The following is a 12360-nucleotide window of genomic DNA, read 5'->3' on the forward strand; positions in this document are numbered from 1 at the left end:
TACCGGCGGGTCGGCACCGCACGGGCTCAGGCGGAAGCCGCCGCCCCGAGCGCCGCGCCTTCGGCGTAGGCCAGAGCGGTCGCGGGGAGTGCGGACAGCCGGCCGCTGAGGATCACGGTGAGTTCCCCGGACGGCCCGGCGGCGGGTTCGGGACGCGAGCCGATCCGGCGCAGCGCCTGGGCGGCGACCGCCTCGGCGGAGCCGTGCAGGGTGACTGCCGGTGCCCCGGCCTGCTGGACGGCGGCGCGGATACGGTCCGTCACCAGCTCGTAGTGGGTACAGCCCAGCACCACGGCGCGCACATCACGCGGTGTACGGGCCGCCGCGGCGGCGATGGCCGCGTTGATCGCCGCGTCGTCGGCGTGCTGCACGGCGTCCGCCAGGCCGGGGCACGGCACCTCCGTCACTACCGCGCCGTTGCCGAATTCCCCGATGAGCCCGCGCTGATAGGCACTGCCGGTCGTCGCGGGCGTGGCCCAGATGGCCACCGCCCCGCCGGCCGCGGAAGCGGGTTTGATGGCGGGCACCGTGCCGATCACCGGCACGGCGGGCTCCAGCTCCGTCCGCAGCGCGGCCAGCGCGTGCACGGACGCCGTATTGCACGCCACGATCAGCGCGTCGGGGCGTGTCGCCGCCGCCGCTCGCGCGCACGCCAACGCGCGCGCCGTGACCTCCTCGGGCGTACGCGGACCCCAGGGCATCCCGTCGGGATCCGAGGACAGCACGAGATCGGCGTCGGGCCGCAGCCGGCGCAGTGCGGCGGCCGCCGCCAGGAGGCCGATTCCGGAGTCCACGAGCGCGATCTTCACCCGGTCACCTTATGCGACGACCGGCCGCCGCCCGCGCGGGCACACGGGTTCCGCCGCGGCAAAGCGGACGGGGACAGCCACGGGACACGGACCGGAGGCGAGACGCGGGTACGGCGGGGGCCGATCGCGGGCGGTCCGGGCGTCGTCCGTACGGGCCCGTGCCCGGCGGCGCAGGGCCTGGCGAACGGGACACGGGTCGGTCATGGGCCGGTCGCCGGCGATGCGGGTGTCGTCCGGACCGGCCCGTGCCCGGACGACACCCGGCCGTGCCTGGCAACGCCGCGCCGTCGTTGCGGCAGACTGCGGCGGGTGACGGTGCTGACGTGGGTCGCTGGGGTGTCGCTGCTGGCGTGGGTGTGGCTGCTGCTGGCACAGGGGTTCTTCTGGCGGACGGACGTCCGGCTGCCGGTGGGCGACATGCCCGCGGAGCCGGCGATGTGGCCGACGGTGGCCGTCGTGGTGCCCGCGCGGGATGAGGCAGCGGTGCTGCCGCGGAGCCTGCCGTCGCTGCTGGCGCAGGACTATCCGGGCCGGGCCGAGGTCTTCCTGATCGACGACGGCAGCTCGGACGGGACGGGCGACACGGCCAGGTCGCTCGGCGCGCGGCACGGCGGGCTGCCCCTGACGGTGGCCTCGCCCGGCGAGCTTCCGGCGGGCTGGACCGGGAAACTGTGGGGCGTGCGGCACGGCATCGCGCTGGCCGGCGAGCGGATCCGCGCGGAGTATCTGCTGCTCACGGACGCGGACATCGCGCATGAACCGGACTCGCTGCGCGCACTGGTGGCGGCGGCGCGGGCGGCGGAACTCGACATGGTGTCGCTGATGGCCAGGCTGCGCGTGGAGACGGCGTGGGAACGGCTGATCGTCCCGGCGTTCGTCTACTTCTTCGCCCAGCTGTATCCGTTCCGCTGGATCAACCGGCCGGGCGGCAGGACCGCGGCCGCGGCCGGCGGCTGCGTTCTCATCCGCCGCACGGCGGTCGAGGCGGCGGGGGTGCCGGAGTCGATCCGGCACGCGGTGATCGACGATGTCGCGCTGGCCCGCGCGGTCAAGAACAGCGGCGGCCGGATCTGGCTCGGCCTGGCGGACCGGGTGGACAGCGTGCGCCCCTATCCGGACCTGGGTGAGCTGTGGCGGATGGTGTCGCGCAGCGCCTACGCGCAGCTGCGGCACAATCCGGCGGTGCTGGCGGCGACGGTGGCCGGGCTCGTCCTCGTCTACCTGGTGCCGCCGCTGGCGGCATTGGGCGGCGCGGCGGCGGGCGCCCGGCCGCTGTGCGCTCTGGGCGCGGCCGCATGGGCGGTGATGGCGGGCACCTATCTGCCGATGCTGCGCTACTACCGGCAGCCGCTGTGGCTCGCGCCGCTGCTCCCGTTCACGGCGGCGCTGTATCTGCTGATGACGGTCGATTCCGCGGTCCAGCACTACCGCGGCCGGGGCGCCGCGTGGAAGGGCCGGACCTACGCGCGCCCCGACGCCTCGGCGTAGACCGCAGCCAGCCGGGCGCCGACGGCGGCCGGGCCGAAGAGCCGCCGGGTCCGCTCCGCGAGTGCGGCGGGCTGCCGCAGGCGCAGTTCCGCGGCGGCTTCGACGAGCGCGCGGGCGAGGGCCCGCGGATCGGAGGGCGGTACGAGGATGCCGCCGTCGTGGCCGACGAGTTCGGGCAGTGCTCCGGTGCGGGTGCCGACTACCGGGGTCCCGCAGCACAGCGCGTCCAGCGCGCCGGTGCCGAAGCCGCTGACGTGGCGCGCGTCGGCGTAGAGGTCCGCGTGCGCGAGGGCGTGCAGGGTCCCCTCGCGGCCGAGATCGCCGACAAGGACGGCGGCGCCGTTGGTCTCCGTGCGCTCGATGCGTTCCTGCAGGGCGTCGATCCCCGGTCCGTCGCCGATGATCCGCAGCCGCAGCCGCGGATCCTTGCCGAAGGCCTCGGCGAACGCATCGACCAGGACGTCCCATCCCTCGTTCTCCACGACCGGGCCGGCGGCCACGATGCGCACCGGGTCCTGGCTGATCCGCGCCCGGGCGGGTACGGCCGGCAGCGCCTCGGTGTCCACGGGGTGCGGCACCAGCCGGTGGCGGCCGGGGAGCCCGAGTTCACCGAGCCGGGCGAGCAGCATGTCGCTGACCGGCAGGACCGCGGCCGCCTCCCGGTACAGGCGCGCCGCGCGCCGCCGGTCGAGAAGGCCCGGGAGCGGCCGCGTCGGGTGCCCGAGCCAGCGGCGGTCGTGCTCGGAGACGACGTACGGGATGCCCGTGACCCGGGACAGCCACGGCAGGTGGCCGGCCGCGCCGGGGGCATGGGCGTGCAGGACGTCGACCGCACCGCACTCCGCGCTCTCGACCTGCAGGACCGCCTCGATGCGGCCTGCGGTGATGCGGTGCCCGAGCGCACCGCCGGGCACGTGGCTCCGGTCCCGGTCCGCGGACTCGATCTCGTAGCGGTGCGGCCGCCGCTCGTCGCGCCCGGCGAAGGGGAGCCCCGGCAGCGGCGGTGTGCTCAACGACCCGACGGTGACCAGTTCGACGACATCGGCCACCGTGCCCGCGGCCGTGCGCCAGACGTCCGGCCGCTGCGGCCCGTCGGGCCCGGACAGCATGGCGACCCGCACGGCCTCACCCCTCGCGACCCTCAGCGACCCTCGACGACCTCGCGGAATCCCGTGGAATCCACCGGAATCCCCCGCTCCGGGAGTCACTCTGGCACAGCGTCAGAGCCGTGAGGGCAGGTTTGGCGCGCTCCGGGTCACTTACGGCCCGGTGTCCAGTTCATGCCCCATCCGTAGGCGTAGTCGACGGTGCGCTGCGGGCTCACCCCGCGCTGCGGCACCAGGTAGCGCGCCTCGCGCTGGACCATCAGGTCACCGCCCTGGTTGGTGATCAGCGCCAGGGCGCAGACGGTCGACGGCACGGTGCACTCGTCGAGCGAGAAGTCGATCGGGGCACCGTTCAGTGGCTGCAGGGTGACGGTCGCGTGCAGACCGGCGAAGCTCCGGGCACCTTCGTAGATCGTCACGAAGATCAGGATCCGGCGGAAGGCCGCCTTGTGGTCGAGGTTGATGGTGAGGTTCTCGCCGGACTCCGAGCCGCCGGTTCTGTCGTCTCCGTCGAGATGCAGATACGGCGGCTGGTGGAGGGACCCGAAGGAGTTGCCGAGCGCTTGGACCACGCCCTTGCTGCCGTCGGTGAGTTCGAACAGGGCGCACAGGTCGAGATCGAGGTCGGAGTGGAAGGCCGAGGCCATCCCGCTCTTGAGCCCCCAGCCCTTGAACTGCTTGTGCACCTGCCAGCTCAGATTGACGCGCATCGCGCCGGAGGTGCCGCCCTGTTTGGTGAGGGAGACCGACGGCGCCTCCTTGGTGAGCGTCACCTTCGTGAGCCGGACGGGCTGCGGCGCGGACGGCGGCTGCATCGGCGGGGGCGGAGCCTGGTACGACTGCGGCTGCGGCTGGGTCTGGAAGGGCGGCTGCTGCGGCTGCGACTGGTACGGCGACGGCGGGACCTGGTACGGCTGCGGCGGCTGCACCACGGGAACGGGAGCGGGGGCAGGAGCAGGGGGTACGGGCGCGGCGGCGGGCGGCTCGTCGACGGAGATCCCGAAGTCCGTGGCGAGTCCGCCGAGTCCGCTGCCGTAGCCCTGCCCCACCGCGCGGAACTTCCACGCGCCCTGCCGCCGGTAGAGCTCGCCGAGTACGAACGCCGTCTCGACGGACGCGTCGGTGCTGTCGAAGCGGGCCAGCTCCGCGCCGGTGGCCGGATCCGTGAGGCGGATGTGCAGACCGGGGATCCGCCCGAAGGTGCCACCGTCGCAGGAGGCGGCGAGCACGATCGTCTCGATGGCGGGTTCGACGCCGCCGAGGTCGACCGACAGGGCGTCCGTCACCGCGTCACCCGCGGTGCGCTTGCCCTCGTGGCGTACGGCACCGGACGCGTGCACGGGCTGGTTGTAGAAGACGAAGTCCGCGTCGGACCGGACCTTGCCTCCCACCAGCAGCAGGGCGGAGGCGTCCGCGTCCGGGACTCCGGGGCCCGTCCGCCATCCCAGCTCCACGCGGACCGTCGGCACGGACACCAGCACGTTCATGCCCTTGCGCATCGTCATGCTCTCCCCCTCTGCACGGTGCCGCCCAAGGTAGCGGGACCCATCGTCGTGGTGAGGAACCCATGCTGCCGCTCCGCGGCGCGGGCGACCGCCGGTAACGCCCCGCGGGCACGCCTTTTACGCGATCTCAACGCTCAATGATGACCGATTTTCGTTGATTCGCTCGTATTGGGGGTCAGGCGTCACTCACAGCACACAAAACAACCCTCTAATCGGTCTCCCCAACCAGCACATCGTGGGCTTAACTTAAGTGCCATGAGCTCCCCCCGCGGCACCTATGGCGGCGGCTACTACGCAGCGCCGTCCTTCCCGGACACGCCGATCTACGACAGCCTCGTCGCTGAGCGCGGCACCCCCCAGATCGCCCCGATCAGGGTCCCCGCCGAGTACGCCGTGTATGACACGGGCAGTAACCTCCCGGCCTTGTCGAATCTGCCCGCGCTGACGTCCGGCCCGTCCCAGTACGGGCAGTACGCGCCCGCGCAGGGGGGGTACAACGGCTACCCGTCGGCGGGTTACCAGCCCCAGCCCGCGCCGGTACAGCACGCTCCCGCGCCGTACATCCCGCAGCAGTCGGGGGCGGCGCGCGCGAACGGCTCGTACAACGGCTTCAACGGCGCGAACACCTTCAACAACGGCGCCAACGGGTACAACGGCGGTGGGACCGGGAGCTACCCGGTGCAGCAGCCGCCGCAGGCCCAGGCTCCGCAGCAGGGCACGGGCTACGAGTCCGCGCGCCCGGTGCCGGCGCGCCCCGTGCCTCCCCGCCAGGTGCCGAACGGCTATGCGGAGGATCCCTACCAGCGCCGGCCGCTCGGCCAGGGGAACCAGGGCTACTACCAGGGCTGACCGTCGGCGCCGCCTGTGGATGGTCGCTGTACCGATGTCAGCCTGTCCTGGCAGGATGCCGTTATGTCGACGAACGCCCTGCTCAGCGCCCTGCACATCTACCCGGTCAAATCACTTCGGGGCCTCACCCCCGAGGTGGCGGACGTGGAGCCGTGGGGGCTTGCCGGAGACCGCAGGTGGATGCTGGTGGACGCGGACGGGCGTGTCGTCACCCAGCGGCAGCAGCCGCGCCTGGCACTGGTGACCGCAGAACCGTCGGGGGGCGGTTCGCTGCGGTTCACCGCGCCCGGCCGGCAGGCCCTGCGGGTGGCCGTGCCCCGACCCGGGACGACGGAACCGGTGCTGATCTTCAAGGACAAGGTCGAGGCCGTGCACGCGGACACCGCGGCCGACTCCTGGTTCAGCGACTACCTCGGCGCGCGGTCGCGGCTGATGCACATGGACGACCCGTCGGTGCGCCGCCCGGTCAACCCCGAATACTCCATCCCCGGCGACACCGTGACGTTCGCCGACGGCTATCCGCTGCTCGTCACCACCACCGCCTCCCTCGACGCCCTCAACTCCCATATCGCGCGCGGCGACCACTCGTCCGAGGGGCCCGTGCCGATGAACCGCTTCCGGCCGAACGCGGTCGTGGACGGCACCGAGGCGTGGGCCGAGGACGGCTGGCGGCGGATCAGGATCGGCGAGGTCTCCTTCCGCGTCGCCAGGTCCTGCGCGCGCTGCGCCGTACCGACCACGAACCAGGAGACGGCGGAACGCGGCAGGGAGCCGCTGCGCAGCCTGGCCAGGCACCACCGGATCGACGGCGCGACGATCTTCGGCCAGAACCTGATACCGGAGCACCCCGGAACCCTGCGGGTCGGCGACCCGTTGACCATCCTGGAGTGAGGCGTCAAGGCATCGCTCCTGCGACCCCGCACGGATGACTCCGCGCATGTGTCGCGCCGTTTGAGGTATTTGGACGGTGGAAGGGGGTGCTGCTCCATGGGCTCCAAGGTGCGGCTGTGGCGATGGCGGCGCAATCCGCTGCGCCGGAGATCCGATCTGGCCGAGGCGTGGATCGGCCTGGCCACCGTGATCCTGCTGCTCTGTGCCGTGGCCGCGGCCGGCTGGCTGACCGGCCAGGCCACGAACCGCGGGCTGCAGCGCACCGTTCGCCACCAGCTGGCCGAGCGCGGCCTGGTGCCCGCCGCCGTGCTCGGGACCGCACCCCGGTCGGCGGCGGGAGCGGACGCCGACTCCGGACGGGGGCGCGACCGCCGGCACGGCGCCGTACTGAGCTGGACGGCGCCGGACGGCTCCGCGCGGAGCGGCACCGTCCGGGTGGAGGCCCAGCAGCGCGTCGGCGGCCGGCTGCACATCTGGACCGACCGCAGTGGGCAGCCGGTCGATCCGCCGCTGGACCACGCCACCGCCGCCGCCCACGCGGCGCTGGCCGGATTCGGCTCGGCGGCCGTGGCGGGCGTGGGGGTGGTGGCAGCACGGCAGTTGCTGCTGCGGCGGCTGATGCGCCGCCGGCTGCTCGAATGGGAGCGCGAATGGGCACGCGTCGGCCAGGACTGGGGGCGGGCCGGGGCCGGCGGCTGACGGCCTGCCCTCGATGGGGAGTGGGTGGTCGTCAGCCTGACTCGTCATGGAGTGCGCCCCACGCACGCTACGGTGGAGCCCCCGGTCGGCTATACGCAAGAGGTGGGGGCAGGGCAGCCCGATGGCACATGGCGTGGTGCAGGTGACCAGCACGAGCAGCTCGCGGTGGCGCCGCCGAACGGGAGAGTACGAGACTCTGGCCGCGGCCCTGGAAGCGGCCGGTGACGGGGACGTCCTCTCGATCGCGCCGGGCACCTACCGGGAGAATCTCGTCGTCAGCCGGGCCGTCACGCTGCGCGCCGCGGAAGGCCTGGGCTCGGTGCGCATCGCCCCCGCCGGCGGGGTGGCGCTGACCATACGCGCGGCAGCACTCCTGCAGCACCTGACCGTCGAGGGGCAGGACACCTCGGTGGCCGCCCTGCTCATCGAGGGCTGCGCGCCGGAACTGACCGGGCTTCGGGTCAGCACCAGATCGGCCGTCGGGATAGAGGTGCGCGACAGCGCCCGGCCCACCGTCCGGCACTGCACCGTGGACAATCCGGCGGGCCTGGGGATCAGCGTCCTGGAGTCGGCCGGCGGGCTGTTCGAGGACTGCGAAGTGGTCTGCGCGGGGCAGACCGGCGTCTCGGTACGCGGTGGCGCCTCGCCCCGGCTGGAGCGCTGCCGCATCCACCACACCTCCGGCGCGGGCCTGGCGCTCACCGACGAGGGCACCTCCGCCGAGGCCGTCGGCTGCGAGGTCTACGAGATCAAGGGCACCGGCGTGCAGGTCGCCTCGCGCGCCACCGGGCGCTTCACCGACTGCCAGGTGCACCGCACCACCGGCGACGGGATCACCCTCGACACCGACGCGGTGCTCACCCTGTCCGACTGCGACATCCACGACATCCCCGAGAACGCGATCGACCTGCGGGCCCGTTCGGTGCTCACCCTCACCCGCTCCACGGTGCGCCGCTTCGGCCGCAACGGCCTCTCGGTGTGGGACCCCGGTACCCGGGTGGACGCCAACCAGTGCGAGATCCACGACAGTACGGGCGACTACCCGGCGGTCTGGGTGAGCGACGGGGCCGCGGCCGTACTGGACTCCTGCCGGGTGCACGACGTGCCCGACGCCCTGTTCGTGCTCGACCGCGGCTCCCGGGCCGATGTGGTGGACAGCGACTTCTCCCAGGTCCGCAACACGGCGGTGTCGGTGAGCGACGGCGCGACCGTCCAGCTCGACGACTGCCGGATCCGTGAGGCCGCCACCGGCGCCTGGTTCCGCGACCACGGCAGCGGCGGCACGCTGGCGCAGGTCACGATCGACGACACGGCGACCGGTGTCATCGTCACCAAGGGCGCCGATCCGGCGCTGGAGAACTGCACGGTCACCAATCCCGCGGAGGCCGGTTTCTATGTCTCGGCCGAGGGCCGCGGCACCTTCACCGGCTGCCGGGTCACCGGCAGCCGCGGCTACGGCTTCCATGTCATCGACGGCTGCCGCACCACCCTGACCCGCTGCCGCACCGAGCGCTGCGCGCGCGGGGGCTACGAGTTCGCCGAGCCGGGCCCGGTCACCAAGGACTGCACCAGCGACAAGGCCGCCGAGTACACCCCCGACGCCGGGCAGCAGGTGACCGCGGTGGCCGGCGTGCAGTCGTTCGGGCTGCTGGGCGGGGTGCCCAAGCAGGGTCCCGCGGAGCCCGCGGAACCGGAGCCCGCGCCGTCGATCCGTGCCTCGGACGACGTGCTGGGCGAACTCGACGCGCTCGTCGGCCTGGACAGCGTCAAGCGCGAGGTGCGCACCCTCATCGACCTGATCGCCGTCGGCCGGCGCCGGCAGGAGGCCGGGCTCAAGGCCCCGTCGCTGCGCAGACATCTGGTCTTCACCGGCTCCCCCGGCACCGGCAAGACCACGGTGGCGCGGCTGTACGGCGAGATCCTCGCCGCGCTGGGGGTGCTGCAGCGCGGGCATCTGGTCGAGGTGGCCCGGGTGGACCTGGTCGGCGAGCACATCGGCTCGACCGCCATCCGCACCCAGGAGGCGTTCGACCGGGCGCGCGGCGGGGTGCTGTTCATCGACGAGGCGTACGCGCTGTCGCCCGAGGACTCCGGGCGGGACTTCGGCCGCGAGGCGATCGACACGCTGGTGAAGCTCATGGAGGACCACCGCGACGCGGTGGTGGTCATCGTGGCCGGGTACACCGCCGAGATGGAGCGCTTCCTGGCCTCCAACCCCGGTGTGGCATCGCGTTTCTCACGCACCATCACCTTCGGCGACTACACGGCCGAGGAGCTGCTGCGGATCGTGGAGGCGCAGGCGATCGAGCACGAGTACCAGCTCGGCGACGACGCGGGCGACGCGATCCTCAAGTACTTCAACGCGCTCCCCCGGGGACCTGGCTTCGGCAACGGCCGCACGGCGCGCCAGACGTTCGAGGCCATGGTCGAACGGCACGCGGGACGCCTCGCGCACGTCACCGAGCCGAGCCATGACGAACTGCAGCTGCTCTACCCGGAGGACCTGCCCGAACTGCCCTGAACGGGCAGGCCGGGTGGCGTGGGCGATACGGGCTGACAGGACGAGGCAGGCAGCACCGGGAGTTCCGCCTCCAGCAGCCGGCGCAGCAGGGCGGTCCGTTCGGCGGCGAACGCCGGGTCCGCCTGGAATCCGGAGTGGCCCAGGACCGGCTCGGGCAGCGGATGCTCCGGGGTACGGCCGTACGCGACCGGGTCCTTGAGCGGCCCGCAGTCCACCACCGGGCCCTCCGCGACCCGCACCGCGCCGCCGATCGGGTCGGTACGGCGCCACAGATTGCGCCACGCGCTCAGCTCACGGTGCAGCGACCGTAACTGCGGCGGGCCGAAGTACGCGGGGAACCACCGGCCGTAGAGCCGCTCCAGCGGACAGCCGTAGGTGAGCAGCGCGATACGGCGCCGGGTCGCCGGGTCCAGCTGCCAGACGGCGGCCGCCGCGAGGACGCTGCCCTGGGAGTGACCCGACAGGATGATCCGGCCGCCGGTGCGGGCGGTCCAGGTGGCCATCCGCCAGGTGAGGTCGGGCACGGCCCGTTCCGCGTAACAGGGCGGGGCGAACGGGTGGGCGGCGCGCGGCCAGAACGTGCCCACGTCCCACAGGATGCCGACGGTCCGGCGCGCGGAGGCGTCCCGGTAGGCGCGCCGCCCGAGCGCCAGCAGGGCGACCACGCCCGCACCGACCAGCCATGACCCCAGCGCCTGCGCCTGCTGTGCCACGTCCGGCAGCGGCCCCGGAGTCCCCTTCGCCGCCTCCCCGGGACCGGCCCCGCCGGTCCACGCACCCACGACCGCGCCCGCGCCGAGCAGGAACGCCACCGTGCAGACCACCGCGACCAGCAGCGCGAGGGAGTCGGTCAGCCCGGCGCGTGCGATCGCCCCGGCGATCTGCCGGGTACGGGCCGGCTGCCGGCTCTCCCCCGGGTACAGCCCGGCCATCTCCTTGCCGATGGCCACCCGCTCCCGCCACAGCCGCCACGCCCCGACGGCCACCACTCCCGCCAGGACGACCAGCAGTACGGGAATGATCGACGCCTGCCACGTCAGCAGCACCGGCGGCCCCTGCAGTGGTCCGCCGTCCTGCCCCGGCGTCGCCCCCCGGTCCAGCCAGTCCGCTATCCGCTGGCAGGCACCGCCCGACAGCACCCCGCCCAGCGCGCACGCGAGCAGCGCCACCGCGGGCCCGCCGAGCCCGTGGAGCACCGCCCGCCCCGGGTGCCCACCGGGGGCATGGCCGTCCTCCACGTGCTCGGCGGGACCCTCCCCTTCGCCCCGGCCGGTCGGCAGCCCGTTCGTCGATGACCCGGCGGTCTGGTGCGGGACCGCCGGGGCTGCCGCGCGCGGGCTGTCGGCCGCGCGGTGCATGAGAGCCGCTGTCACGGCCAGGGCGGCGATCAGGGCGCCCTGGAGGAGGGTGAGGGCGGTGAAGGTGGCGGCGGCCGGGAGGCGGCCGGTGGAGGTCCATCCGGGGCGGTGCCAGCCGGCGTAGAGGGCGGCGGCGACCAGGGCGGCCGGGCCGCCGCCCAGCAGAAGGTGGGCGGTGTGGTGGTCCGTGGCCTCGTCCCGTTCCGTCTCGCTGCGCCCTGCGCGGCAGATCTCGGTGACCGTGGCGGCGGCGAGGACGGCGAGCAGCCCGGCGAGGGCCCAGCCGATGACGCCGAGCGCGCCCTGCCCGCGCTCGTGGTCGTAGTGGAGCGTGGGCACCAGCAGCGCCGTCGCGGCGGTGAGGGCGCCTGCGGCCGTGTGCGCGGAACGGAGCCGGGCGACCAGGCGGCGGCCGTACCAGAAGCCGGGCAGCGCGAGGGCGGGCGCGCCGGGCCGGGGCCGGTTGTCGGCGGCCGGGCGCTGCGACTCGTAGGCGTACCAGGTCCGGTGGGACAGCCACCACAGCAGTGCGGTGAGCGCGCCGGGCACCAGCGCGGAGAGGGCGAGGCGGCGGCCCGGCTCTGACCACCAGCCGCCCCCGTACGCGGCGGCGAAGCCGAGCCAGTACTTGCCCCGGACACAGCCGGCGGTGCCCGCGCACTGCCAGCCGACCAGGTCCATCGCGACCTCGCAGACGGCCGCGACCAGCGCCAGCGTCAAGGTGAGCGCGATGAGCCGCACCAGCACGTCATAGGCGCGGTTCAGACCCGCCCGGCCGGTCGGCGGCCGCATCCAGTGGGCGAGGTTGGCGACCATGAAGGGCAGCAGGAGCAGCCACATGGCCCGGCTGCCGTTGCCCGAGGTCAAATTGCACCAGGTGTACGCCTCCGGTACCGGCGCTTCCTGGTGGGCGCCGGGGTGGAGCTCGGCGTCGGCGTCCACGGTGCGGCGGTAGATCCCGGCCGTGTCGTCGCCCGCCACCCGCACGGTGCGCGGATCGCCGAGCATCCGCTCGGGCGTGGCGCCGCCGACGCCGTGAACGAGCAGTTCGAGTGCGAGTGCCCGCGTGTCCGCGGCCTCAGGTCCAGGGTGCAGGTTCACATGTCCCCCCGTCGTACCGTGCTGCGTGCTGCC

At 73.8% G+C, this 12360-nt stretch carries 9 protein-coding genes; 5 read left to right on the forward strand and 4 right to left on the reverse strand.

Translation table 11 applies throughout. From position 1 onward, the window contains the following. Nucleotides 1-26 precede the first annotated feature (26 nt). Nucleotides 27-809: a glutamate racemase gene (locus QMK24_RS15330; RefSeq protein WP_283466432.1), complete on the reverse strand. Its 783-nt coding sequence runs from the start codon at nucleotides 807-809 to the stop codon at nucleotides 27-29. Between the two features lie 309 nt (nucleotides 810-1118). On the opposite strand from QMK24_RS15330, the gene QMK24_RS15335 reads away from it, so the two are divergent. Continuing rightward, nucleotides 1119-2297 carry a glycosyltransferase gene (locus QMK24_RS15335; protein WP_283466433.1) on the forward strand — a complete coding sequence of 393 codons (1179 nt, stop codon included), beginning with the start codon at nucleotides 1119-1121 and terminating at the stop codon, nucleotides 2295-2297. Here QMK24_RS15335 and QMK24_RS15340 read toward each other — a convergent pair. Together QMK24_RS15340 and QMK24_RS15345 are read right to left on the reverse strand one after the other, a co-directional pair. Beyond that, nucleotides 2270-3418, reverse strand: coding sequence for a glycosyltransferase family 4 protein (locus QMK24_RS15340; protein WP_349307892.1), 1149 nt, complete (start codon nucleotides 3416-3418; stop codon nucleotides 2270-2272). The genes QMK24_RS15335 and QMK24_RS15340 overlap by 28 nt on opposite strands. Nucleotides 3419-3552: 134 nt before the next feature. Next, on the reverse strand, nucleotides 3553-4902 hold the full coding sequence (locus tag QMK24_RS15345) for a TerD family protein (RefSeq protein WP_283466533.1): 1350 nt from the start codon (nucleotides 4900-4902) through the stop codon (nucleotides 3553-3555). Nucleotides 4903-5163: 261 nt separating this feature from the next. On the opposite strand from QMK24_RS15345, the gene QMK24_RS15350 reads away from it, so the two are divergent. The 4 genes from QMK24_RS15350 (at nucleotide 5164) to QMK24_RS15365 (ending at nucleotide 9868) form a co-directional block, all read left to right on the forward strand. Further along, complete coding sequence (locus QMK24_RS15350) at nucleotides 5164-5757, forward strand: DUF6643 family protein (RefSeq protein ID WP_283466435.1); 594 nt, start codon at nucleotides 5164-5166, stop codon at nucleotides 5755-5757. Nucleotides 5758-5820: 63 nt separating this feature from the next. Further along, nucleotides 5821-6648, forward strand: coding sequence for an MOSC domain-containing protein (locus QMK24_RS15355; protein ID WP_283466437.1), 828 nt, complete (start codon nucleotides 5821-5823; stop codon nucleotides 6646-6648). 96 nt (nucleotides 6649-6744) lie between these two features. Beyond that, entirely contained in the window at nucleotides 6745-7347 is a 603-nt protein-coding gene (locus QMK24_RS15360) for an Rv1733c family protein (protein ID WP_283466438.1), read from the forward strand. Between the two features lie 121 nt (nucleotides 7348-7468). Continuing rightward, on the forward strand, nucleotides 7469-9868 hold the full coding sequence (locus tag QMK24_RS15365; protein ID WP_283466439.1) for a right-handed parallel beta-helix repeat-containing protein: 2400 nt from the start codon (nucleotides 7469-7471) through the stop codon (nucleotides 9866-9868). Here QMK24_RS15365 and QMK24_RS15370 read toward each other — a convergent pair. Beyond that, nucleotides 9838-12327, reverse strand: a complete 2490-nt coding sequence (locus QMK24_RS15370) for a hypothetical protein (protein ID WP_502962596.1) — start codon at nucleotides 12325-12327, stop codon at nucleotides 9838-9840. The two genes, QMK24_RS15365 and QMK24_RS15370, sit on opposite strands and share 31 nt — an antisense overlap. Nucleotides 12328-12360 lie beyond the last annotated feature (33 nt).

Source organism: Streptomyces sp. PH10-H1 (assembly GCF_030063355.1).
Lineage (GTDB): Bacteria > Actinomycetota > Actinomycetes > Streptomycetales > Streptomycetaceae > Actinacidiphila.